Source organism: Pseudomonas sp. LAIL14HWK12:I1 (genome assembly GCF_003202095.1).
Taxonomy (GTDB): domain Bacteria; phylum Pseudomonadota; class Gammaproteobacteria; order Pseudomonadales; family Pseudomonadaceae; genus Aquipseudomonas; species Aquipseudomonas monteilii.
In genome coordinates this window covers 43,822-67,854 of the sequence record NZ_QJKG01000011.1, presented here as the reverse complement: position 1 = coordinate 67,854, position 24,033 = coordinate 43,822, and the positions used below count along the sequence as shown (strand labels likewise).

Here is a 24,033-nt window from a genome sequence, read left to right as displayed (position 1 = left end):
ATCACGGACTGATGACATGAAACGTATCGCTATCATGGGGGCCGGCGTGGCCGGCCACCTGGCTGCCCTGTACCTGCGCAAGCGCTTGCCGGGCGTAGAAGTGACACTGATCGGCCGCCCGGACCGCAAGCGGCCGATCGTCGGTGAGTCGACGGTCGAGCTGACCACGCATTTTTTCAAAGGTATCGGCCTGGGCAGCCTGCTTGAAGAAAAGCATTACCACAAATACGGCCTGACCTATTACCTGAAACTGCGCAACAACCCGGAGTGCCGTAACTACGTGGTCCATGAGGCACCTGGGGTGATCCGCATGCCCGCCTACAACCTCAACCGCTTCAGCTTCGACAAAGACCTGCGTGCCATCGTGGCCGACCAGCAGGTGCAATTGATCGAGGCCGACGTGGCTGCGGTCGACCTGCACGAAGGCGAGCACACCCGTCACCGCCTGACCCTGCGCAGCGAAGCGCAAACCTGGCAAATGGACGCCGACTGGGTGGTCGACGCCACCGGCCGCAACCGATTCATGGCCAAGAAGCTGAAGCTGCACAAGGAGCCGACCTACCAGCGCAGCACGTTCTGGTTCCGCCTTCGCCAGTTTGACCGCAACATCCTGCACAGCATCAACACCCACAAGGACAAGCATCACTGTTTCGACCCGTATTACGTCACCCATCACTTCTACGGCAAGGGCTACTGGATCTGGCTCATACCCATGCGCAGCGAAGACGGTGCCGACATGATCAGCATCGGTATTACCTACCGCCCGGACATGATCAACGAACGGATTGGCACGCTGGAAGCCTTCAAGGAAAGGGTCATGGCAGACCACCCGGTGATCACCGAGCTGATGGCATCGGGTGAAGTCATCGACCAGCACGCCATGTACAACTACATGTACGAGTCCAACCAGTACTACTCCACCGATTGCTGGTTCCTGATCGGCGATGCGGCGTTCACCTTCGACCCGGCCAACAGTGCGGGGCTGGCTTATGTAGCCCAGCAGATACCGCAAGTGGCCGCCATGATCGAGAAAGACATCCAGGGCACGTTGACGCCCGCCTATGTCAATTGCCTGGAATCGCACATCCAGGCGCAACTGGCGCTTCAGGACACCTGGAGCAAGTGGTACGAGGTAATGGACGACCCGTTCCTGATGGGCTGGACGCTGCTGTTCGCCAACATGGCGTACTTCCATGTGGTGTTGCCCATGTATGTCAGCGGTGATTTTCTCGACGGCCATCAGGCCCAGCAATTCGCCGATTTGTTGCCACGCTACACGCGGGACCTGCAGCCATCACCGCTGCCCTTTGCCTGCCTGTTACGTGAAGTACGCCGTTCCAATCCGGGCATCAGCCCGCAGATGATCCCCAACCTGTATTCGCGCACCATCAACTTCGCCCTGTACAAGGCCGACAACCAGGCCCGGCCGCGATACGCCGCCAGCTACTTCCTGCGCTCGGCGCTGCTGCGCTTACGCTTGATGCGCATGGTGCGCTGGAGTTTGGCGCCTCGCCACCTGAAACTGCTGGCGCGGCATAGCCTGGGCACGCTGCAGGACTTGGGACGCGCTACCAGCCTGCGGCTGATGCCTTCACTGTTCTACAAGTACGGTGAGGCGCCCGAGCTGCTCAAGTCGCCGTTCGGCAGCGACGGCGGCTTCCTCGACCTGGCGCGCCACTGATGGGCATGCCCATGGCCGAAGCCAGCAGCGACGCACTGCTGGCTCATAGCGGTGTGCGCCTGGCTGCCGGGGTCCGTGATGGCACGCTGTCGCCGGTAGCACTGGTCGAACACAGCATCCGCCGCTGCCAAACCGTGCAACGGCGCTGCAACGCGGTGGCAGTGGCGCTGTACGACCAGGCGCGGCGGGCCGCCGAAGTTGCCGAACGCCAGCGAGACCAAGGCGTCCCGCTGGGTCGACTGCATGGCGTGCCCTTCAGCTTCAAGGAGGGCCTGGGGCTGGCCGATGCGCCCAAAACGTGCGGCTCACGCCGCCGACAGCACAAGGTTGCCGGGTTTACCGCCACCGCCGCGCAACGCCTGATCGATGCGGGCGCCATTCCGGTCGCACTGGGTAACCAGGCCGAGATGGCGCTATGGCCAGAAACCGATAACCCTGTCTACGGCCGCACCAGCAGCCCCTACCGGAACGACCGGAGTGCCGGTGGCAGCAGTGGCGGTGATGCCGTGCTGGTAGCCAGCGCTTGCGTGCCATTCGCACTGGGTACCGACGGCGGTGGTTCGGTGCGAATCCCTGCTGCCTGCAACGGCATTTTCGGCCTCAAGCCGTCACGGGGGTTGGTGCCACTGACCGGGCATCTCCCCTTGGACGAACGCGGCCTGGGGCAGCCGAATGCCATGGCCATCGCCAGGCACTTTGCTGCCGGCCCATTGTGTCGGCATGCCGAAGACCTGCCCGTGCTGCTGGAGATCATTGCCGGGCCTGACCACCTGGACCGCAATATCCTCGACAGCTACGTACACCGCCCACCGCCTGCAGCGTTGCAACGCCTGTACCTGTGCCAGCCCGAACGCCTGGCCTGGGGAAGCCGGGTTTCGCCGGCCGTGGCTCAGGCGCTGGATGACGTGGCCCACCACTATCAAAGCCAAGGCACCCATGTCGAGCGCTGGCTACCCCACGCACTGAACGATGCGTTCGCCATCTGGTTGGCCGTGCTCAAGCAGGAAACCGGCGTGCGCCTGGCCGACATTCTCGGTGACGGCCAGCCTGTGGCGCATTTGGCGCATGCCTGGCAAGCACTGCTCGGCCAACCGCAGCATGCCACCGGGCCTTGGCTGGCAACCGTGCTCGACAGCCTGGGCGAATGCCTGGGTAACCCCGGCCTTGCAAGGCAGCTACCCAAACGCGATGCCCTGTTACACGCGCTGACCGAACGGCTGGATGGCAACAGTGTACTGGCCCTGCCGGCGTTGCCCGGCACCTCGCCCGAGCATGGCCATGCCCTGCGCTACCCGGGGGATATCGGCTACACCGCGTTGTTCAACGTACTGGGCCTCCCGGCCCTGACGGTACCCATGGGGCGCCTCGATCAAGGCTGCCCGGTGGCCGTGCAGCTGGTGGCCGGCCCCGGCCAGGAGCCTGTGCTGCTCGACGCAGCACGCTCACTGGAGCTCGCATTCGGTGGCTGGATCGCACCGCCCTTCTGACCCAACACACTCGGGACACCATCATGCCCAATACCCTTCACGCCAGTACCGTGCAGCTCGCGCCAACGGCGCCGGCACAGTCAGCCGTTGGCTCCCAGGCCGAACACCTGACCCTGATGTTTCTGCTGCAGCTCATCGTGATCTTCAGTGTTTCGCGGCTGATCGCCTGGTTCAGTACCCGCCGCTTGGGCCAAACGCCAGTCGCCGGCGAAATCCTTGCCGGGCTGGTGCTAGGCCCAAGCCTGCTCGGCTACTTTTTTCCTGAGCAACTGGCTGCGCTGTTCGTACCGCAAACGGCCACTGCCTTCGTGGTAACAGCACAAATCGGCCTTATCCTGCTGATGTTCCAGGTCGGCCTGGAGTTCGAGTTCGGTGCACACCTCAAGGGCCGCAAGCGTTCGGTCATCATCATCAGCATGGGTGGGCTGCTGGTACCCTTTGCCAGCGGCATGCTCACTGCCGAATACTTCTGGCAGCAAATCAGCGGGGACAGACCGCCCCTGCTGGCGTTCCAGCTGTTCTTCGCCACAGCACTGTCGATTACCGCCCTGCCCATCCTCGGGCGCATCTTCATGGAACTGGGCCTTTCGCGCTCGCGAGTCGCCACCCTTACCATCGGTGCGGCGGCAATAGACGATGTCTGCGGCTGGCTCATCCTTGGTGGCGTTACATCGCTGATCGCCTCGCAGTTCAACCCTTGGGCTTCCTTGGCCAGGGTGCTGGCGCTGGGCTTGTTCATTGTGCTGGTGATCGGCCTGGTGCGACCACTGATCATGCGCTGGATCCTCGGCGACCTGGAGCGCCGACCGCTGACGGCTCAAGGCATATCCCTGATGCTGATCATCCTGCTGGCCAGCGCGACCGTGACCAACCTGATCGGCGTGTTCTCGATCATCGGCGGTTTCATTCTCGGCGTTGCCCTGCACACTGAACGCCGCTTCGTCCAGCAGTGGAATGCCAAGGTCAGTGGCGTGGTCAACGCATTCTTCTTGCCGATATTCTTCGCCTACACCGGCCTGCGCACGGATGTGGGTGCCCTGGAAGGCACGACCGCACTGTGGAATTGCATGCTGATCTGCCTAGTGGCCTTCGCCAGCAAGTTTTTCGGTGCCTACGGAGCCAGCCGCCTGCTTGGCGAAAACCGCCGTGATGCGGCGCTGATAGGCGTGTGCATGAATACCCGGGCGCTGATGGAGCTGGTCGTGCTGAATGTCGGCTATGACCTGGGCGTACTTCCCAAGGAGTACTTTACCCTGCTGGTGATCATGGCCATCATCAGTACCTTCATCGCCTCGCCCTTGATCCGGCTGCTCACAGCACATGCCCGCCCACCACGTTCGACCTCGGAGGCAACCGAGGTCGGCAGCGGCTGAAATCAGCGTGAGGTTTCGACGCGCAGCACTTCGGTGTAGATCGCGTCGACGGTCTGACCGACCTTGAGGTTTTTCATGCGCGCCTGCAGGTCCGGGTTCTCGACCTTGACCACCTGCAGCTTGCCCTCTGGCGGCAGCAGGCTTACTTCATGCTTGGCGAGGTCAATCTTCTTGATCTGCGAGGTGACCCTGACCTGGCGGAAGGCCTCGCCGCCCGGGTTGGGGTTTTGCGCCGTGGCGCGAATGGTGCCGGACTCCTCACTGGCCTTCGGCGCCCCGCCCACATCCGTGTTGAGCACATAGGCCACGGCACGGGTCACGAAGATGTCGACCTGGTCCCCCACCTTGAGGTTGGGAAGGGCCTTGGCTTTTTCAGTCAGCTGGAACGTCACATCCTTCTTGTTATCTGGGCCCTTCACCGTGACCTGGCGGTTGGCCAGGTCGATGGCGGTGACCTGCGTGGTCACGTGACTTTCCAGCGCCTCGCTGGCAATCGGGATATCTGCAGCGTGCACGGTGAGGCTGGTAGCGGATACCAGCGTGGCCAAAGCAACAGCATGCGCAAGTGAGCGGATCGGGTTCATAGGCCTGCTTCCATGTGATCAAGACCGGATAGGGGCGCGAAATGCTCGCGCGCCAACAAGCATAGACCCTGTCCGCCACCCTGCAGGCGCGACGTATTTCGTCCTGTTTTCGTCATGCCAACCCTTGTAATAGCAAATGCGAACTCTTTACACTTGCTTTACATTTACAAATCATTACTATTCGTGACCTTCAAAACAACAAAGAGTCACCTGTAATGGCAAAAAGGTCTGTTGCCCCAGCATCCATTTCCATGCTGGGCCTGCTAGTAGTGCCTGCTGTTCACGCCGCCGTTCAACCCGATGCTCAGGGCTCACTCGCCCTGCCTGCCACTGCCGTCACCAGCGCCTACGAGCAACAAAGCTACAAGGCCAGTGATAGCCGCAGCGCCATGAAGATCGACGCCCCCCTGCGCGACATCCCGCAAACCGTCAACGTCGTACCTGAAAGCGTGATCAAGGACCAAGGCGCGCAATCCATGGAAGACGTGCTGTAAAACGTGCCCGGCATCGGCCTGTCCAACGGCGACGGCCAGCGCGACCAGGTGACCATCCGTGGCTTCAGCGCCATTGGTGACATGTACATCGACGGCGTACGGGATGACCCCCTGTACTTCCGCGACCTGTCCAACATCGAGCGTGTCGAGGTCATCAAGGGGCCTGCTGCCGTGCTGTATGGCCGCGGCTCTTCCGGCGGGCTGATCAACAGCATCAGCAAGAAACCGAGCTTTACGCCCAAGCGCGAAGTCGGCATGAGTTTCGACAGCGAAGGCAAGCGCCGCACGCAGTTCGACACCGGCTGGGCCGACCCGCAGAGCAACCAGGCTTACCGTGTGACCGGCGCCTTCGAAGACAGCGACACCTTCCGCGACGATGGCTACATCGACCGCAAGGCCATTGCGCCGTCGGCCTACTTCCGCCTGTCCGACGACCTGGAACTGAACCTGGGCGCCACCTACCTGTACGACAAGCGCCTGATCGACTTCGGCATCCCGGCGCTGGGCAATCGCCCTGTGGATGTGGACCGCGACAAGCGCTTCGGCTCTGGCGACGCCGACCAGGACTACGCCCGCAGCGAAGTGTTCTCGTTGACGGCGAGCCTGGACTACCGCATCAACGACAACTTCACCCTGACCAACACCAGCCGCTACTACCGCTACGACCTGGACCGCAACAACACCCTGGCTGACAGCAGCCCTACACGCTTCGTCACTGCACCCAACGGCGAACTGCTGGTCAAGCTCAACCGCGGTAACGTAGCCCGTGACGAATACGGCGTATTCAACCAGACCGAGCTCAAACAACAGGCGCAACTGGCCGGTATGCAGCACAACCTGCTGTACGGCGTGGAAGTGGGCTTCCAGGACAAGTACCAGCGCGTGTTGAGCCAGAACAACGTGGCCCAGGTGCCGGTGTACCGCGACGCCCTGGTATCGGTACCCGAGCACGCTGCCAACCTCTCCTCCAAAGGCACCAACTTCCAGCAGACCACCGGCCTGTACCTGCAGGACATGATCGAGCTGAACGAGCACTGGAAGGCCCTGGTCGGCGTGCGTTATGACATCTTTGGCCAGGCGTACGACGACGACCGCGTGCAGAACGTCGACCTCGACCGTACCGACAAGACCTGGAGCCCGCGTGCCGGCCTGGTCTACCAGCCAGACGCCATCCAGTCCTACTACGTGTCGGTCAGCCGCAGCTACCAGCCTTCGGGCGAGGTGTTCGCGGTCAGCCCGACCAACCAGCACCTGGAGCCGGAAGAAACCACCAACTACGAAATCGGGGCCAAGTGGGACCTGCTCGACAGCCGCCTGTCGCTGACAGCGGCGGTGTTCCGCCTGGAACGCACCAACATGAAGACCGCCGACCCGGCAAACCCCAACTTGACCGTGCTGGCCGGCGAACAACGCACCGACGGCTTCGAGGCCACCGTCAGCGGGCAGCTTACGGACAAATGGCAGATCTACGCCGGCTACGCCTACCTGGATGCCGAGATCACCAAGTCCAACAGCAAGACCAACGGCGTGGCCAACGAAGGCCAGACCCCTACCCTGACGCCGCGTAACAGCGCCAACGTCTGGCTGGTACGCACCCTGACCCCGGAGTGGCGCGTGGCCGCGGGTGCCAATTACGTGGACGAACGCTACACCGCGCTCGACAACGTGGTGGTGATGCCGGGCTACACCACCTTCGACGCTGCGCTGCTGTACAGCGTGCCGCAGTGGGATGCGGCGCTGCGCCTGAAGAACGCGTTCGACCGGGATTACTATGCCTCGGCACATGGCTCGGTAGACCTGGTTACCCCAGGGGCACCGCGTACGCTTGAGGCAAGCTTCAATTATCGCTTCTGATACCGAACGGGGCGCAAGGCGGCCCCGAAAGGTTCAGCGATTACGCGTCACCCGCCACACCGTATTCGCCAGGTCGTCAGCGATGATCAACGCCCCACGCGGGTCCACCGTTACCCCTACCGGTCGCCCACGGGTCTTGCCATCCTCACCCCGGAAGCCAATGGCGAAGTCGATCGGTTCCCCGGCGGGCTTGCCATCGCGGAACGGCACGAAGATCACCTTGTAGCCCACCGGATTTGGCCGGTTCCAGCTGCCGTGTTCACCCACGAACACACCCTCGGCGAAACGCTCGCCCATGGCCGGTATCGAAAAATCGACACCCAGCGCAGCCACATGCGAGCCAAGGCTGTAATCCGGCTTGATCGCCGCCGCCACTTTGTCCGGGTTCTGCGGCCGTACCCGCTCGTCGACGTTCTGCCCCCAATAGCTGTAAGGCCAACCATAGAAGCCCCCCTCACGCACCGAGGTCAGGTAATCCGGTACCAGATCGGGGCCTAGCTCATCACGCTCGTTGACCACCGCCCACAATTGCCCGGTCTGCGGCTGGATGGTCAAGGCCGTCGGGTTGCGCAAGCCGGTGGCATAAGGACGGTGGGCGCCCGTCTCGGCATCGACCTGCCAGACCATGGCGCGGTCGGCCTCTACCTCCAGGCCACGTTCGGTGATGTTGCTGTTTGAACCAATCCCCACATACAGGTAGCGGCCATCCGGGCTGACCGTCAGCGCCTTGGTCCAATGGTGGTTGATTTCGGCAGGAAGGTCAGTGAGCTTGGTGGGCGCTCCATCAGCCTGGGTCTGGCCGTCCCGGTAGTCGAAGCGCACCAGCGCATCCTGGTTGGCCACGTACAGTTTGCCGTCGGCAAAGGCCAGACCGTAAGGCGCATTGAGGTTTTCCGCAAACACCGTCTGCACCTCATAGGTGCCATCACCGTCGGCATCGCGCAGCAAGGTCAGGCGGTTGCCGCCTTTGACCTGGGTGTTGCCTTTGGCCTTGATCTGGCTGGCGATCACATCCTTGGGCTTGAGCTTGGCTGCACTGCCGCCGCGCCCCTCGGCGATCAGAATGTCACCGTTGGGCAGTACCAGGCTCTGCCGCGGTATCCTCAGGTCTGTAGCGATGGCCGTGATGCTGAAACCTTCCGGCACAGTCGGCTTCTGCTCACCCCAGGCAACCGGCCGGGCAATCTTCATGCTTGGCAGCAAGCTGCGCTCGGGGGCTGGCAACTCCGGGTCCGGGCCCAGCGCCTGGGTCACCTCACCATCGCCGCCGCACGCACTCAACAACAAAGCCACGCCCAACAGGCTCAACGCATGCAAAGGCTTCATGCTGCACCTCCCGAGCGCAGATTGCTCAAGCCGGTCCAGGCAGCGATTACCGCGAGCACCGTGACGATTACCGACAGCACCAGCCCGGATGGCATCACCGCCCAGGCATCCTTGGCATGTTCAAAGGCATTGATCAGGCCCAGCATCCACGTCACCAGCAACAGCACGAAGTACAGTGTGGGTCGCCCACTTTTGCGCTCTGCCCGGATCAGATTGGCCAGCGCGAATAAAAGTGCCAGCCCGCAGAACACCAGCCCACCGGCGATCAACCAGGCGGCGAAGTTGCTCCATTGGATCTGGTAGCTGTTCAGGTAGGCGATGTCGCTTAGCAATGCGCCGAGAAACAGCGGCACACTGCCGGCCAGCAGCAAGGCGTGAAGCGGGCTGGGTGTATAACGACAGAGGGTTTGGTCAGGTGTGGTCACAGTGCCTCCTTTTCATTCAGTGACCCAGGGACTGATGGGCTATTGCCACCAGGCACGCACAGGTTGCGCTAAGCAAAGGAGCCCTGGGGTGGCGCGATAGTTCACCGTTTCGCTGGAATGAAATATCCTGCAAGCTATTTGGCTCGTGCCCCAGGAGCAGACATGATTAGCAAAATGAAAGACGGGCACGCCCCCTTTGCACTGACCACCCTGCTCGCCTTTTGCCTGGCACTCACTGCTGGCTGCTCCAGCAAAAACAGCCAGGCACGCTATGCAGCTTCTACCGTAGGCTCAAACTGCTTTGCCAAAGCAGTCCCCTCAACCGGAGAAGGCGGTTTGGCGTGGGGGAATACCCTGAGCATTGCCCGGCAGAAATCGCTGAACAACTGCGTGCGCTATGCCGCCCGGTCAGGAGGCACGCCTAGAACGTGTCAAGTGGTGATGGCCAAGTGCAAGAACTAAGTGTTTATGCACTACAAATAAAAACGGAAATTTCCTACAAATATAAACAGGCTGCCTTACTGCAATAAGCGCCACAACTATCCGACTCAAAATCCGACGCCACCGCCCCCTGCTGCCTTCGAAGAAGCCCCTGCTAGACTCAACAAAAGGAAGCGCAAAGTCGAGGGTGACCCGGGTTGGCTCATTGACTGACTACGACTACCAGCACGTTAGCCACTCTCTTTTGCACCTCGCAACCGTTCGATAACCGAACAGTAGCCCGTCTCGTGAATTGACGCTGCCATCCTCACTGCGCACCATGCACTGGCCTTGCGTGCCCCCTGCCTGGGAACCGGCCACGTATCTGTCGTACCGCAGCTGAATACAATTTCAAGAAACGAGCAGTTTATGAACCACTCCAAGATCACCCCCGCCGCACCCCGGATGCACCCGGGTTCGATCGGCGACAAGCTTCGCGGCGCGTTCGGCGTCGGCAAAACCCGTTGGGGCATGCTTGCCCTGGTGTTCTTCGCCACCACCCTGAACTACATCGACCGTGCCGCGCTCGGCATCATGCAACCCGTGCTGGCCAAGGAAATGAGCTGGACGGCGATGGACTACGCCAACATCAACTTCTGGTTCCAGGTCGGCTACGCGATCGGCTTTCTGCTGCAGGGCCGGCTGATCGACAAGGTGGGGGTAAAACGCGCCTTCTTCTTCGCCGTGCTGCTGTGGAGCCTGGCCACCGGTGCTCATGGCCTGGCGACCTCGGCCGCCGGTTTCATGGTCTGCCGCTTCATCCTGGGCCTGACCGAGGCCGCCAACTACCCCGCCTGCGTCAAGACTGTACGGCTGTGGTTCCCGGCGGGTGAGCGGGCGATTGCCACCGGGCTGTTCAACGCCGGCACCAACGTCGGCGCCATGGTTACCCCGGCCCTGCTACCGCTGATTCTGGCCGTGTGGGGCTGGCAGGCCGCATTCATCGCCATGGGTAGCCTGGGCCTGGTGTGGGTGGTGCTGTGGCTGCTGAAGTACTACAACCCTGAAGACCACCCCAGCGTGCGCCAGAGCGAGGTGCAGTACATCCAGCAGGATGACGAGCCCGAGCCGACCCGCGTGCCGTTCAGCCGTATCCTGCGCCTGCGCGGGACCTGGGCTTTTGCGGTGGCCTATGCGATTACCGCGCCGGTGTTCTGGTTTTACCTGTATTGGCTGCCGCCGTTTCTTAACCAGCAGTACAGCCTGGGCATCAACGTGACCCAGATGGGTATCCCGCTGATCATCATCTGGCTGACGGCGGACTTTGGCAGCATCGGCGGCGGCATTCTGTCGTCGTGGCTGATCGGACGCGGCGTGCGTGCCACCACGGCGCGGCTGGTATCCATGTTGATCTTTGCCTGCACCATGCTCAGCGTCATCTTTGCCGCCAACGCCAGTGGCCTGTGGGTCGCGGTGGCGGCCATCTCGCTGGCCGTGGGCGCGCACCAGGCGTGGACGGCGAATATCTGGAGCCTGGTGATGGACTACACGCCAAAGCACCTGGTGAGCACGGTGTTCGGCTTTGGCAGCATGTGTGCGGCAATTGGCGGAATGTTCATGACGCAGATCGTCGGTAGCGTGCTGACCGCTACCCACAACAACTATGCCGTGCTGTTCACCATGATTCCGGCCATGTACTTCCTGGCGCTGGTGTGGATGTACTTCATGGCACCGCGCAAGGTCGAAAGCGCCTGAGTGCGCTAGCCACTTTCCTCTACGGGGCCCTTGCGGGCCCTTTTTTTGGTCTTGTGATCAGGCCATGACAGCGCGCCGTCTGTGTGAGCGCGCTGCCCGCTCGGAGTCAGACTGCGGCCAACACCGCCTTGGCCTTCTCCAGTGCCATGCGCGCGCGCTGCTCGCCGCTGATGCCCTGCTCCAGCAACTGCCGCGTGGGAATTTCCAGGCTTAGCGGTACGCTTGACGGCAAGACGCGTAGCAGGCTGACCAGATCGGCATCGCCATCGCCCGGGAAGCGTCGCTCATTACGCGCCTGGCGCAGGATCTCATCCATGTCGGCCGGTACCGGACCGGCAACGTCGCACAGCTGGGCATAACGCATGCGCTGCGGTGCCAACTGCGCCAGGTCATCCAGTGAAGACCGGGAGCGGTTGAAGTGGAAGGCGTCCACCAGCACGCAGCCATTGCCATGGTCGGCGTTGGCCACCACCCGCATAGCCTGGCGCAGGTCACGTACCTCGGTCCAGGGCATGAATTCCAGGTGTGGGTGAATACCATAGCCCGCCGCCAGCTCGCACAGGGCAGCAAAACGCTCGGTCAGGCGTGCTTCATCGGGGTCGTTGCCTGCCACCAGCAGTTCAGTGCCACCCAGTTCGGCGCCCACCGCAAGGATCGGCTCGAAATCAGCCACACAGGTCTCCGGCTTCAGGCGCAGGATTTCCAGGTCGAGCACCTTGATGCCGGTGTCGCGCAGGCGCGCCTGGGTCTGCCGGCGCAGCTCGGCATCAGCCACCAGCGGGAAGTGCTGTTCCTGCTCGGTGGCGGGTACCAGGCGCAGGCCAACGTGGCTGTAACCGGCACGGGCTGCCGCCTCTACCATCTCTGGCGGGGACAGTTCGAGTACCGTCAGGGCTGCAAGGGAGAAAATACGGTCAGTCATTTATCGTCACCAAAAGAGTAGAGGTTGCGTCAGGCGATGTGCTCGGGCGCGCAAGCCCGGCCCGTTTCCGCCGCCTGGCGGATCGCTTCGATCAGCGCCAGCGTGCGGCCACCGTCGGCGGCATCGATCAGCGGCGCCTGTTCACCCCGGGCAACCCGCACGAAGTGCTGCAACTGCAGGGTCAAGGCCTCGCCGGCGGGAATGCTCTCCTCGCTTTGAAGCAGCGGCGTGTGCCAGCCCGAGCCCGCTTCGGCGTAGTGCCAACGCTTGAGCTGGGGAATGCTCAGCGCCCCTTGAGTGCCGGCCAGCAGGTAGCACGGCTGGCCATCCTGGCGCGGGTACACCGGGCTTTCGCCAGCATCCAGCTCCCAGCTCCACGGCGCCGCCACCGCGTCGGAGCCGGTCAGGCTACCCAGCGCGCCGTTGGCGAACTGCAGCAGCACCGCCGCGCTGTCTTCGTTGGCAAAACCACGTACATCGTTACGGGTGAATGCCTGCACCTGTACCACCTCGCCGCACAGATGGCGCAGCAGGTCGAGGTCGTGGATCAGGTTGGTCAGCAGGAAGCCGGCGCCCGGTTCACGGCGCCATGGCGTTTCGAAATAGCTGTCGGGTTTTTGCAGTTGCCACAGCGCGGTGACATTGATCAGCCGGCCCAGCTTGCCGTCGGCAATCACTTGGTGCGCCTTGGCGATCAGCGGGTTGTGCCGCCGGTGATGGCCGACCAATACGGGTACGCCACAACGGCGCGATGCTTCTACCAATGCGCGAACCTCATCCAGGTGCACGCCCACCGGTTTTTCGACCAGCACCGGCACGCCGGCTTCGACGCAATCCAAGGCGGTCGCCACATGCAGGTTGTTTGGGTTGGCAACGATTACTGCCTCGGGGCGTGCGCGCTCCAGCATCTGCCGGTGGTCGGCAAAACAGGGCACGCCGCATTCAGCGGCAAAAGCCTCGGCCTGCGGGCCGGGGTCGGCCACCGCGCACAGCTGGGCGTGCGGCACATTGCGCAGGTGCTGGTAGTGCTGGCGGCCCATGATGCCGGCGCCGATCAAGGCAATACGAAGGGGTTCGTTCAACAGCCTGTCCTCTTGTCATTGTTGTTGTATGAATTATGGAACCCTATTCCAGAACTCATACAGCACAATTTAGAACCAAGTTCAGCCTTTCAGAAGAACCCGCAGGACAAGCTGTTCGGTAATCGACCGGAAATGCGCGTCAGGCAAACAATTCGCTTGCCCGGCTGGCCGCCGACAGCTCTTGTGCAGCAGCCAGCAGTAGTGGCGCCAGCTCTGCCAGGCGGCTTTGCGCCATCCGTGCACTGGGCCCGGCAATGCTCAATACGCCGATCACCTCGTCAGTGTGCGGGCGGCGCACCACGGCAGCCAGGGCCGAGGTGCCGATGGCCGAGGTTTCCTCGACCCAGGCATAACCACGCTCGCGGGCACGGTGCAGATAGGCGAGCAGCTCGTCGGTGGAGCGCGGTGCGTTGGGGCCGAACTGCGCAGGGTCGGCAATACCTTGGCGCAACACCATCTGCAGCGCCTGCTCATCGTCCAGGCTGGCCAGCCAGGCATGCCCGGACGCTGTATAGAACAGCGGCGCATCGCGGCCCATGTCGGGGTCGTAGCGCAGCCCGGAACGAGCGCCCTGTGACTTGGCGATCCAGGTCTGGCGGGCACCGTCGATCACGCCAAGGCGCACCAGCTCACCACTGTCCTGGGCCAGGCGGTCGAGAATCGGCTGAATGATGTCGGCACCGTTGCTCGACAGGTAGCGAAACCCCAAGGCCACCAGTTTGGCCGACAGTTGGTAACGGCTGTTGTCGCGGTTCTGCCGCACGTAGCCGAGCCGCACCAGCTCGGTGAGCATGCGGTGGGTGGCGCTTTTGGGAATGTCCAGGCGCTCGGCCAGGGTTTGCAACGGCAGCCCCGAGGGTTCGCCGGTAAGGGTTTCTACAAGACTGAAGGCGCGTTCGATCTGACTACCAGCCATGACTACAGGTCCCTGATTTTTTTGCCGATTCTAGAAGATGATTCCACATGAGCGATACCGGCCGCAGCGAAGTCGCGCTGAAGTGTCCGGTTATCGCCCAGTTGTTGACTGTGCGGGCTGCCATGCCCTTGCGGGTAAAGACGGCGCCGATAAAAATGTGGAACCTTGTTCTAATAACAACACAGGAACACCGCGATGCCCTCAGCTGCTCTGGATACCGAATACGATGTACTGGTCATAGGCTCCGGCGCCGCCGGGCTGGCTGCGGCCGTGACGGCGGCCTGGCATGGGCAGAGGGTGATCGTGGTAGAGAAGGAGCCCGTGTTTGGCGGTGCCACCGCCTGGTCCGGCGGCTGGGCCTGGGTGCCACGTAACCCGCTGGCACAGCGGGCCGGCATCGTGGAGGACATCGAGCAGCCGCGAACTTACCTGCGCCATGAACTGGGAACCCACTACAACGCCGAGCGCGTCGATGCCTTCCTTGAGGCTTGCCCGCACATGGTGGCGTTCTTCGAGAAACATACGGCGTTGCAGTTTGCCGACGGCAACGGCATCCCGGACATGCATGGCGACACGCCGGGCGCAGCCCAGGGCGGGCACCAGGTGATCGCGGCGCCGTATGATGCCCGCGAGGTGGGTGCCTTGCTGCCACGCCTGCGCAAGACCCTGCGCGAAACCTCGTTCATGGGCATGCCGATCATGGCCGGTGCCGACCTGGCGGCCTTCCTCAACATGACCCGTTCGCCCAAGGCACTGCTGCACGTATGCAAGCGTTTTGGCCGTCACCTGTATCACCTGGCGCGGTATGGTCGGGCGATGCACCTGGTCAACGGCGTGGCACTGGTGGCGCGGCTGGCCAAATCGGCACAGGACCTGGGTGTGCACCTGCAGGAATCGGCGCCGGCCAAAAGCCTGCTGGTCGAAGATGGCCGAGTGTGCGGGGCTCGGGTGGCCACGCCGCAGGGCGAGCGACAGATACGCGCCAAGGCCGTGGTGCTTGCAGCAGGTGGCTTCCCCAACGACAGCGCCCGGCGCCAGCAGCTGTTCCCGCGCGATGCCAGCGGCCACGACAACCTGGCCCTGCCGCCACAGGGGTGTTCCGGTGACGGGCTGCGCCTTGGCGAGGCGGCCGGCGGCGTGGTGGCCACCAACCTGAAATCGCCGGTGGCCTGGGCGCCGGTTTCGCGCGTGCCGCATCGCGATGGCAGCATCGGCCACTTCCCACACATTATCGAGCGCGGCAAGCCAGGCATCATCGGCGTGCTGGCCAACGGCAAGCGCTTTGTCAATGAAGCGCATGGCTATTACGACTATGTATCAGCCATGGTCGCGGCAGTCCCGCAGGGTGAGGAAGTGTGCTCGTGGCTGGTGTGCGATCATCGCTTCTTGCGCCGCTTTGGCCTGGGCTATGCCCGCCCGGCACCGCTGCCGGTGTGGCCGCATGTGCGCAGCGGTTATCTCAAGCGGGGTGTCACGCTTGAAGCGCTGGCGGACGCCTGTGGCATTGAACCGGCCGGGTTGCGTGCCACGGTCAGCGACTTCAACAAACATGCACGAGATGGCCAGGACCCGGCATTTGGCCGTGGCTCCACGCCGTTCAACCGCAAACAGGGTGACCCGCAGCACAAGGGCCCCAACCCGTGCGTGGCGCCCATCGAACACGGGCCGTTCTATGCAGTGAAGGTGCAACCCGGCTGCTTTGGTACCTTTGCCGGGTTGCGCACCGACGGCAGTGCCCGGGTGCTGAATGAAGCCGGGCAACCCATCGCAGGCCTGTATGCGGCGGGTACCGACATGGCCAGTGTGTTTGGTGGCTGGTACCCGTCGGGCGGCATCAACCTGGGGCCAGCGCTGACCTTTGGCTATGTGGCCGGGCGGCACATTGCCGGGGTGCAGGCGTATGAGTGAGGTGGGCCAACCGGTTCCGGCAAGGAAGTGTTCGCCAAAGCCCTGCATGCCCACTGCTGCCCTCAGGCCCCGTTCGTTGCGATCAACTGCGCGGCCCTGCCCGAAAGCCTGATCGAAGCCGAGCTGTTCGGCTATACCGAAGGCAGCTTCACTGGCGCCCGCAAAGGGGGTGCCATGGGCCTGCTGGAGTCAGCCGGGGACGGTATCCTGCTGCTCGACGAAATTGGCGACATGCCGCTGGCCCTGCAAAGCCGGTTGCTGCGGGCACTGCAGGAACGGCAGGTCACCCGCATTGGCAGCACCACGGCAGCGCCCTTCAAGGCACACATTGTCGCAGCCACCCACAAAGATCTTGGCGCGCTGGTAGCCAACGGAGGTTTTCGCAAAGACCTGTTCTACCGCCTGGACGGCCTGCGTGTCAGCCTGCCCGGTTTGGAACAGCGCCTGGATAAACAACAACTGATCGAAGCCTTTTTCCAGCGTCCGGGCTTTGCGCCGCTGCAGGCCGAGGCCAGGCGCCGGCTGCTGGCCTACCACTGGCCGGGCAACCTGCGGCAACTGGAGAACGTGGCACGGCTGGTCGGGGGGCTGGCCGCGGGTGAGCCCAGCATAGGTGCGCAGCACCTGCCAGAAGACCTGCAAGGCCAGCCGGTCGCGGCGCCGCGCTCGCTTTCAGACGCCACCCAGGACGTGATCGCGCGCGCCTTGCTGGCCCATGAGGGCAATGTCAGTGCTGCCGCCAAGGCGCTGGGTATTTCCCGTACCACCATGTACAAGCGCCTGGGTTCGCGCTAGCACTCAGGCCGGGCAGCGCATCTGCGCCAGCCAGTACGGCACATCCACCTCGTCGATCTGCTCGGCACGCAGGAACAGCTCGGCATACTGGCGGTACACCCCGGTGCTGAGGAACAACTCCAGCAGTTGCCCGTCGATGTGCCGGTCACGGGCCATGAACACCAGGATCTTCACCGATTCGGACAACGTCTTCGGCGGCTTGTAAGGCCGGTCGGCCGCCGTCAGTGCTTCAAATATGTCGGCAATGGCCATGACTCGCTCGGCAATGCCCAGGTCATGCTCACCCAGCCGGCGTGGGTAGCCGCTACCATCCAGCTTTTCATGGTGGTTGCCGGCGATGGCCGGTACGCGTCTCATCTGACGTGGAAACGGCAGCGAGCTGAGCATGATGATGGTTTGCACGATGTGCTCGTTGATCTTGAAACGCTCCTCGTCATTCAGCGTGCCGCGCCGGATCGACAGGTTATACAGCTCGCCGTGGTTGCTGGCGTGGGCTGGCAGGCGCATGTCGAAGCCCCATCGGTTACACGGGTCGCCCTTGGTCACCGGGGGTTTGCGCTCGCCCCAGGGCACACGATGCTCGGGGCGGTCGGCCAGCAGCAATTCTTCTACCGGCAGCGCGGGTTGCGGTACGTCGGTATAGCGCTGCGCCTCATCGCGGGAGATGCCCAGGCGGTTGTCGAAGTGGCGCTGCCAGCGCTGCTGGCTGATCTGCTGCAGGCGCTCGATATCGGCATCCTGCATGGACTCGCCGCCGATGTTGGCCTGGGCGACAAAGGCGAAGTCATCCTGCAGCTGGGCCTGGCTATGGACTAGCGCGGCTTGCAGCACCTGCGGGTCGGCGCCGCTGGCCAGGCCTCGCCAGTAGGCCAGCTCGGCATCACGCCACAGCACTTCAAAACGCATGCGTACTTCATGAATACGGTTGTACAGGGTCTCCAGCTTGGTCGGCTTGTCCACCACGTACTCAGGGCTGGTAACCTTGCCGCAGTCGTGCAGCCAGGCCGCTACGCGAAATTCGTAGCGTTCGGCTTCAGTCATGCTGAAGCTGGCATAGGGGCCGCTGTCGGCATTCACCACCTGGTCCAGCAGCATCTGCGCCAGTTGCGGCACACGCTCGCAGTGGCCGCCGGTATAGGGGCTCTTGGCATCGATGGCGTCGGCCAGCAACTTGATCATGGCATCCATCAGGCGTTGCTGGGCTTCGGCCAGCTGGCGTGTCTCGATGGCCACTGCCGCCACGCCAGAAAGCTCTTCGACAAATTGCCGGAACGGTTCGCCCAGCTGGTCGCGCGCCTGCGCCTCATCCAGTTGCAGCACCAGAATGCCCAGCAGCGCCTGGCTACGGTCTTTCAGCACCACGGCCTGGCTGCGCTCGTCCAGGCCGAGGGCCTGCGTCACCGCAGCGGCCAGCGTGCACCGGGCACCTTCATCCACGGCAAGCTCGCCGGGGTATTGCTCACCCCGGCAGGCGGCGGCCAGGCGCAGCAGCGTGTGCTCGGCGTCGAACAAGTACACCACACCGGCCTCGACCCCGGCAGCGTGCACCAGGTGAGCCAGGACGCCGTCGAGCATACGCGCCAGGTCGCGCTCGCGGCTGAGCGTGAGGGTAATGGCCTGGAAACCGCGAATGGTGCCAGCCATGCGGCTCAATACCTGGCTCAGCTCTCGTACTTCGGACACCTGCGATTTCACCCCCACTTCGCGGCTGAAATCAAAGCTGGCCAAGCCCTGCACCTGTTCAGCCAGCACCTTCAGCGGGCGGACGATACGCCGACCGAGCACACCGCCAAGCACCAGCAGCACGGCCATCAACGCCAAGGTCCAGAGCAACTGCTCGAACAACACCTTGCGCGCACCGGCCAGCAGCTCATGGCCCGGCACGGCAATCAACACCTGCAGATCCTGCCCGGCCAGGCTGGTCAGCGGAATGCGCATGCCATACCAGGTCTGGCCGTCCACCTGGTATGGCTGTGCCTGCGTGCCTGACGGCAGGTCAGCGTACAGGTGCTGCAGGCTTGCGATGTCCAGCTCGCTGAGTCGCGACAGGCGCACGCCCTGCCCTTCATGCACGATCACCCGCTGCAAGTCCGGGTAGGCCACAACATTGCCCTGGTCGTCGAGCACGGCAATTTCGGTGCCGGGGGTGATGCGCAAGCCCTGGGTTTCGCTGGCCAGGTCGTTGACCGAAACATCCATGCCGATCACCGTTTCTCCGTCAACGCTGCGCTGCGCCAGGGTGACGCCTATTTCGCGGGTAGTGAAGAACACGTACGGCGGCGTCAGCACAGTGGCGGGCTGCGCACTGGCTTCGGCGAACCACGGGCGTGTACGCGGGTCGTAGCGGTATTCGGGTTTGGCCTGGGCCCGCAACAGGTTCAACGCCTGGTCGTAGTAGCGCCACTCGCCCTGCACCACCCCGCCCTCGCCACGGCTGACACGCTGCACCAGAAACGCCGTGCCCGGCGGCGCGGCGAAACGCTGCAGCAGCTGCGGGTCACGCAGCCGGCGCACCAACAGGAAATCGCCGCTGGGGTAGCCCATGTAGGCGGCACTGAGCATGCGGTTGGCATTTAGCGTTTCGACCAGTTGCGGCAGGCTATCCAGGCGCTGCGCCTGGGTATGCGCAGCAGGGTTGTGGGCAAGCAGGCGGATGCTGCTTTGCACCGGGTCGATCAGGCGCCGGGCGCGTTCGTCGATGGTCTTGCCCACCTGCTGGGCTGTATCGCCGGCGGCGGCTACCAGGGTCTGGCGGATACCGCGATAACCCTGCCAGGCCAGGGCGGCACCCAGCAGCAGCATGGCCAGCACGATGGCCAGCGCCACCAGCCATTGCAGTGAAATGCCACGCCCGGTCCTACCGGTATCACGCCCCGTCGACACGCAGCCCATCCCAGGTACTCCATGTGAAGCAGATTGAGGGAGCAGCCAGAACGATCATGCGGGCCGAAGCCATTCGCAGGCAGCGAGAGGGGCCGAATGGTGGCCAATAGCCCTGGTCCATCTTGGCAGGAGTGTAGAGTGCGGCGGGGGGGTCTGCCGGGTTGGCAGAAAAAATTAACGTGGCTGGTCACAATGCCCTCAGGTAGACGCCCGCTGCTCCAGCATCACCAGCGTGCCGACATCACCTTGCAGCGCCTGCGCCGGCCATTTCGCGGGTAAATCACGATCGGCAAGGTTCATGTCGATTGGCTCGTTCGAAGAATGAAAAAGGTGGGGCCGGACCGCGCCCCACCTGAGGTGAGTCAGCGTTTGGCCTGCAGGGCCTTTTGGCGGATCTGACTGAGGGTCATGCGCGGGGTCAGGGCTTCAGGGTCGACCTGCACCTCGATCAGCGCCGGCTTGCCGGACGCCTGGCAACGCTCGAAGGCGGCGGCGAAGTCCTCAGTGCGAGTGACCGTTTCACCGTGCAGCCCATAGGCGCGCGCCAGGGCGGCAAAGTCCGGGTTATGCAGTTCGGTGCCAGAGACCCGGCCCGGGTAAGTACGCTCCTGGTGCATGCGGATGGTGCCGTACATGCCGTTGTTGACCACCACCGTGATCACCCGGGCGTCGTAGTGCGCCGCCGTGGCCAGCTCCTGGCCATTCATCAGGAAGCAACCGTCGCCGGCAAACGCCACTACCGTGCGCTGCGGGTAGGTCAACTTGGCTGCTACTGCTGCCGGCACGCCGTACCCCATGGAGCCGTTGGTAGGCCCGAGCAGCGTACGGAATACGCGGTGCTGGTAGCCACGGTGCACCCAACCGGTGTAGTTACCGGCACCGCAGGTAAGGATGCTATCGGCCGGCAAGGTCTTGTTCAGCCAGGCGATCACTTCGCTCATCTGCACATCACCCGGCGAACGCGGGGTTTCGAAGTTGCCCCGGTAGCCGCTGTTCAGGCTGGCGACCCAGTCGGTGAACGCCGCCGGGCGCACGGCGGGCAAGGTGGCGGCCTGGTTCAGGAAGCTCGCCGGGCCGGCATTGATGCCCAGGGTCGGTTGGTAGACGCGGCCAATTTCTTCGGCGCTGGCGTGCACATGCACCAGTGCCTGTTTTGGTGTCGGGATGTCGACCAGCGCGTAACCGCCCGTGGTCATTTCGCCCAGACGTGCGCCTACCACGATCAACAAGTCAGATCGCTTCACTGCATCGACCAATACCGGGCCGGCAGCCAGGCCAAGGTCGCCGGCATAGTGCGGGTCGGTGTTGTCGAACAGGTCCTGGCAGCGGAATGACGCTGCCAGCGGCAAATGCTGCGCCTGCACGAAGCGCTTCAGGTCGGCCACCGCCTGGGCGTTCCAACCACCGCCACCGGCAATTACCAGTGGCCGCTTGGCCTTGGCCAGCAGCGCCTGCAGTTCGCCCAGCGCCTGCGGCGCCGGGGCGGCTTCGACACGCTGGGCCGGGCGGGCATCGGCTACCTGTACCACGTCCGTCAGCATGTCTTCCGGCAAGGCGATCACCACAGGCCCGGGGCGGCCGCTGATGGCGCGCTGGAAGGCCTGGTTGACCAGTTCGGGAATGCGTACGGCATCGTCGATCTGTACCACCCACTTGGCCATCTGGCCGAACATGCGCCGGTAGTCCACTTCCTGGAAGGCTTCGCGTTCAATCTGGTCGCGGGCCACCTGGCCGATGAACAGCAGCATCGGCGTGGAGTCCTGGAAGGCGGTGTGCACGCCTACAGAGGCGTTGGTGGCGCCTGGGCCACGGGTAACGAAGCAGATGCCCGGCTTGCCGGTCAACTTGCCGTAGGCCTCGGCCATGTAGGCGGCACCACCCTCCTGGCGACAGACGATGAGGTCGATTTCGTCCTGCACATCATGCAGCGCATCGAGCACCGCCAGGTAGCTTTCACCCGGCACACAGAACGCACGCTCGACACCATTCACCCGTAGGGCATCGACCAGTACCTGGCCGCCACTGCGCTTCACTTCGGAGTTGCTCATTGTTGTTCTCCCTCAGGCGCTGCGGTCAGATAACCGAGTCTTCCAGGAACGGCTTGTTGTCGATCACCCGCTGGTAGCTCAGCGCGCCCAGGTCGAGCGAGCGGTAGCCGCCATAGGTGATCAGCTCGGACAGCCCGCGGCCAATGGCCGGTGCCTGCTGCAGGCCGTGCCCGCTGAAGCCGTTGCAAAACAGGAAGTTGCTCACTTCGTTATGCGGGCCCACGATGGCGTTGTGGTCGAGCACACAGAAGTCGTAGTGCCCGGCCCAATAGTTGACCACTTTGATGCCCTCGAACGCGGGCACCCGCTCGGCAAGAATCGGCCACACCTCTTCGTCAAACTCCTCGTGCAACACGTCGAAGTCTTCAAAGTCCACTTCCGGGTCGTTTTTAGGGTAGGTGCCGCCCAGGTAGAACTTGCCTTCGGGGCGGAAGAACACCCCGGTCGGGTCGATGGTCAGTGGCACGGTGCCTTCCAGCGGGGTACGGCAGTCGAACACGAACAGCGAGCGGCGCCGTGGCTCGACCGGAATATCCAGGCCCGCCATGCGCGCGACCTTGGTGCCGCGAGTACCGGCACAGTTCACCAACAGGCCGCAGCCGATACGCTCGCCGCTGGCCAGTTGAACGCCGGTAATGCGATCACCTTCGCGCTGGATACCCACCACCTCGTTCTCGATGTACTCGATGCCCATGGAACGCGCCTTGCGGCGGAAGCCGTTGAGCATGCCAAGGCTGTCGAACCAGCCTTCTCCACTCTGGCCATAACTGGCGCCAGCGAGGCGGTCGATGTTCACCCAGGGAAACTTGTGCTGGAGCTGCTCGGGATCGAGCAGGTGCACATCCGCGCCGTGAGACACCTGGGTATCGTGCAGGCGGCGCAGCACTTCATAGCCCTTGTCGTCGCCAAGGAACAGATAGCCATTTTCGTGAAAGGCCAGATCCGGGCGGTCGCCATCCACTTCCATCACGTCGGGGAAGTTGCGCACGAATTCGGCGCCGAACCTGGAGATTTCAATGTTGATCGGGTTGGAAAACTGCTGACGGATCGAACTGCTGGACAACGCGGTGGCCGACTTGTTGTAGGTCCAGTCGCGCTCGATGACCAGCACCGACCCCTTGAAGTCCGGGTTGTTGGCCAGGAAGTAGGCGGTGGCGCTGCCGTTGACCGCGCCGCCGACGATCACCACATCGTAATTCTGTTGTTTAGCGGTGGAAGCCATGGAATTAGCTCTCTTCTGATGTGGGCGTTATTTCGGGTCTTCGAAATGGCCGGCGCCGGCGAAGTTGCCGCCGTGGTAGCGTGCAGCGGGTTCATTCGGGTGCAGTGGCGGGTGCTTGGCCAGGACCTTGTCGCGGTAGTCGTCGGCGCTGTCCTTGGGCACATAGCCGATCGATGAGGCCAGGCGGTTGTCCCACAGGCTTTCGCGGTTGGCCGACATGCCATAGACGATCATGTGTCCGACCCGTGGCGCCAACAGTGAGCGCTCGGTGAGCTGGGCGAAGTCGTCGAACGATAGCCAGGTGGCGAGCATGCGCCGGTCCAGCGGCTCGGGGAACGACGAACCGATGCGCAGGTTGACCGACTCGATGGCGAACTTGTCCCAGTAGTAGCGGCCCAGGTCTTCGGCAAAGCACTTGCTGACGCCATACAGGCTGTCGGGGCGATGCGCGGCGGTGGCATCGATGGTCTCGGTGCGGTCATAGAAGCCGATGGCGTGGTTGGAGCTGGTGTACACCACACGCTTCACACCGTTGCGCCGCGCGGCTTCGTAAATGTTGTAGGTGCCGACGATGTTGCCGTTGAGGATTTTCTCGAAAGTGTCCTCCACCGGTACGCCACCGGCATGAACGATGGCGTCAACCCCTTCGGTCAGCGGCAGCACATCGTCGAAGTTGGCCAGGTCGCAGCGCACCAACTGTTCATGGGGCGCAGCGTGGCCCATGTCGGCGATGTCGGTCAGGCGCAACTCGTCGGCGAAGGCGGCCAGGTGCTTGCGCAGCACGCTGCCCAGGCGTCCGGCGGCGCCGGTGATCAGCAGGCGTTTGAAAGGCTTGCTCATGTGTTACCTCGATTGCTT

The 24,033-nt window shown here is 63.3% G+C and carries 17 protein-coding genes and 2 pseudogenes; 9 read left to right on the top strand and 10 right to left on the bottom strand.

Translation table 11 applies throughout. The features are described 5' to 3' along the window. Window positions 1-16: 16 nt before the first annotated feature. The 3 genes from D906_RS23110 to D906_RS23100 are packed head-to-tail and all read left to right on the top strand — an operon-like array spanning window position 17 to window position 4,541. Complete coding sequence (locus D906_RS23110) at window positions 17-1,681, top strand: NAD(P)/FAD-dependent oxidoreductase (protein ID WP_027614952.1); 1,665 nt, start codon at window positions 17-19, stop codon at window positions 1,679-1,681. Next, window positions 1,681-3,168: an amidase gene (locus D906_RS23105; protein ID WP_028614307.1), complete on the top strand. Its 1,488-nt coding sequence runs from the start codon at window positions 1,681-1,683 to the stop codon at window positions 3,166-3,168. Before D906_RS23110 ends, D906_RS23105 begins: the two co-directional genes overlap by 1 nt. A 23-nt stretch (window positions 3,169-3,191) precedes the next feature. Further along, window positions 3,192-4,541, top strand: coding sequence for a cation:proton antiporter (locus D906_RS23100; protein ID WP_027614954.1), 1,350 nt, complete (start codon window positions 3,192-3,194; stop codon window positions 4,539-4,541). 2 nt (window positions 4,542-4,543) lie between these two features. Here the strand turns inward: D906_RS23100 and D906_RS23095 are convergent, their stop codons facing one another. After that, window positions 4,544-5,125, bottom strand: coding sequence for a hypothetical protein (locus D906_RS23095; protein ID WP_016713816.1), 582 nt, complete (start codon window positions 5,123-5,125; stop codon window positions 4,544-4,546). A 215-nt stretch (window positions 5,126-5,340) separates the two neighbouring features. Between D906_RS23095 and D906_RS23090 the strand changes: the two are divergent. Further along, a pseudogene (locus D906_RS23090) lies at window positions 5,341-7,473 on the top strand (TonB-dependent receptor). 33 nt (window positions 7,474-7,506) lie between these two features. Here the strand turns inward: D906_RS23090 and D906_RS23085 are convergent. Continuing rightward, on the bottom strand, window positions 7,507-8,799 hold the full coding sequence (locus D906_RS23085; RefSeq protein WP_027614955.1) for a sorbosone dehydrogenase family protein: 1,293 nt from the start codon (window positions 8,797-8,799) through the stop codon (window positions 7,507-7,509). Continuing rightward, a complete protein-coding gene (locus D906_RS23080) occupies window positions 8,796-9,224 on the bottom strand; it encodes a DUF2231 domain-containing protein (protein WP_019099561.1) in 429 nt (142 codons plus the stop codon). Before D906_RS23080 ends, D906_RS23085 begins: the two co-directional genes overlap by 4 nt. Before the next feature lie 162 nt (window positions 9,225-9,386). Here D906_RS23080 and D906_RS23075 point away from each other — a divergent pair, with 162 nt between their 5' ends. Then, a complete protein-coding gene (locus D906_RS23075; protein WP_019099560.1) occupies window positions 9,387-9,686 on the top strand; it encodes a hypothetical protein in 300 nt (99 codons plus the stop codon). A gap of 423 nt (window positions 9,687-10,109) precedes the next feature. Next, window positions 10,110-11,399, top strand: a complete 1,290-nt coding sequence (locus D906_RS23070) for an MFS transporter (RefSeq protein ID WP_371059045.1) — start codon at window positions 10,110-10,112, stop codon at window positions 11,397-11,399. Between the two features lie 106 nt (window positions 11,400-11,505). Here the strand turns inward: D906_RS23070 and D906_RS23065 are convergent, their stop codons facing one another. From D906_RS23065 to D906_RS23055, 3 genes are all read right to left on the bottom strand, one after another. Beyond that, window positions 11,506-12,321, bottom strand: coding sequence for a sugar phosphate isomerase/epimerase (locus tag D906_RS23065; RefSeq protein ID WP_019099559.1), 816 nt, complete (start codon window positions 12,319-12,321; stop codon window positions 11,506-11,508). A gap of 29 nt (window positions 12,322-12,350) precedes the next feature. Next, window positions 12,351-13,403, bottom strand: coding sequence for a Gfo/Idh/MocA family protein (locus D906_RS23060; RefSeq protein ID WP_016711092.1), 1,053 nt, complete (start codon window positions 13,401-13,403; stop codon window positions 12,351-12,353). 139 nt (window positions 13,404-13,542) lie between these two features. Beyond that, complete coding sequence (locus D906_RS23055; RefSeq protein WP_016711093.1) at window positions 13,543-14,319, bottom strand: IclR family transcriptional regulator; 777 nt, start codon at window positions 14,317-14,319, stop codon at window positions 13,543-13,545. Window positions 14,320-14,514: 195 nt separating this feature from the next. On the opposite strand from D906_RS23055, the gene D906_RS23050 reads away from it, so the two are divergent. From D906_RS23050 to D906_RS26910, 3 genes and pseudogenes are all read left to right on the top strand, one after another. Beyond that, a complete protein-coding gene (locus D906_RS23050) occupies window positions 14,515-16,227 on the top strand; it encodes an FAD-dependent oxidoreductase (RefSeq protein WP_025752629.1) in 1,713 nt (570 codons plus the stop codon). 15 nt (window positions 16,228-16,242) lie between these two features. Then, window positions 16,243-16,650, top strand: a pseudogene (locus tag D906_RS26915) (sigma 54-interacting transcriptional regulator); the annotation flags it as partial. 144 nt (window positions 16,651-16,794) lie between these two features. Beyond that, a complete protein-coding gene (locus D906_RS26910) occupies window positions 16,795-17,022 on the top strand; it encodes a helix-turn-helix domain-containing protein (RefSeq protein WP_256586164.1) in 228 nt (75 codons plus the stop codon). Window positions 17,023-17,025: 3 nt separating this feature from the next. On the opposite strand, the gene D906_RS23040 is transcribed toward D906_RS26910, so the two are convergent. The 4 genes from D906_RS23040 to D906_RS23025 form a co-directional block, all read right to left on the bottom strand. Next, window positions 17,026-19,914 carry an HD domain-containing phosphohydrolase gene (locus tag D906_RS23040; RefSeq protein ID WP_027614957.1) on the bottom strand — a complete coding sequence of 963 codons (2,889 nt, stop codon included), beginning with the start codon at window positions 19,912-19,914 and terminating at the stop codon, window positions 17,026-17,028. Between the two features lie 353 nt (window positions 19,915-20,267). Beyond that, complete coding sequence (locus D906_RS23035) at window positions 20,268-21,953, bottom strand: thiamine pyrophosphate-binding protein (RefSeq protein WP_019096239.1); 1,686 nt, start codon at window positions 21,951-21,953, stop codon at window positions 20,268-20,270. A 25-nt stretch (window positions 21,954-21,978) separates the two neighbouring features. Further along, window positions 21,979-23,175 (bottom strand): FAD-binding oxidoreductase, encoded by a 1,197-nt coding sequence (locus D906_RS23030; protein ID WP_027614958.1) that lies wholly within the window; start codon window positions 23,173-23,175, stop codon window positions 21,979-21,981. A 27-nt stretch (window positions 23,176-23,202) separates the two neighbouring features. Next, window positions 23,203-24,015, bottom strand: coding sequence for an NAD(P)-dependent oxidoreductase (locus tag D906_RS23025; RefSeq protein WP_019096237.1), 813 nt, complete (start codon window positions 24,013-24,015; stop codon window positions 23,203-23,205). Window positions 24,016-24,033 lie beyond the last annotated feature (18 nt).

Excerpts from the sequence above, each read along its gene's own strand:
- D906_RS23095 (WP_016713816.1), bottom strand. The coding sequence starts at position 5,125 with ATGAACCCGATCCGCTCACTTGCGCATGCTGTTGCTTTGGCCACGCTG.
- D906_RS23030 (WP_027614958.1), bottom strand. The coding sequence starts at position 23,175 with ATGGCTTCCACCGCTAAACAACAGAATTACGATGTGGTGATCGTCGGC.
- D906_RS23040 (WP_027614957.1), bottom strand. The coding sequence starts at position 19,914 with ATGGGCTGCGTGTCGACGGGGCGTGATACCGGTAGGACCGGGCGTGGC.
- D906_RS23055 (WP_016711093.1), bottom strand. The coding sequence starts at position 14,319 with ATGGCTGGTAGTCAGATCGAACGCGCCTTCAGTCTTGTAGAAACCCTT.
- D906_RS23025 (WP_019096237.1), bottom strand. The coding sequence starts at position 24,015 with ATGAGCAAGCCTTTCAAACGCCTGCTGATCACCGGCGCCGCCGGACGC.
- D906_RS23075 (WP_019099560.1), top strand. The coding sequence starts at position 9,387 with ATGATTAGCAAAATGAAAGACGGGCACGCCCCCTTTGCACTGACCACC.
- D906_RS23105 (WP_028614307.1), top strand. The coding sequence starts at position 1,681 with ATGGGCATGCCCATGGCCGAAGCCAGCAGCGACGCACTGCTGGCTCAT.
- D906_RS23035 (WP_019096239.1), bottom strand. The coding sequence starts at position 21,953 with ATGAGCAACTCCGAAGTGAAGCGCAGTGGCGGCCAGGTACTGGTCGAT.
- D906_RS23100 (WP_027614954.1), top strand. The coding sequence starts at position 3,192 with ATGCCCAATACCCTTCACGCCAGTACCGTGCAGCTCGCGCCAACGGCG.
- D906_RS23065 (WP_019099559.1), bottom strand. The coding sequence starts at position 12,321 with ATGACTGACCGTATTTTCTCCCTTGCAGCCCTGACGGTACTCGAACTG.
- D906_RS23050 (WP_025752629.1), top strand. The coding sequence starts at position 14,515 with ATGCCCTCAGCTGCTCTGGATACCGAATACGATGTACTGGTCATAGGC.
- D906_RS23070 (WP_371059045.1), top strand. The coding sequence starts at position 10,110 with ATGCACCCGGGTTCGATCGGCGACAAGCTTCGCGGCGCGTTCGGCGTC.
- D906_RS23110 (WP_027614952.1), top strand. The coding sequence starts at position 17 with ATGAAACGTATCGCTATCATGGGGGCCGGCGTGGCCGGCCACCTGGCT.
- D906_RS23085 (WP_027614955.1), bottom strand. The coding sequence starts at position 8,799 with ATGAAGCCTTTGCATGCGTTGAGCCTGTTGGGCGTGGCTTTGTTGTTG.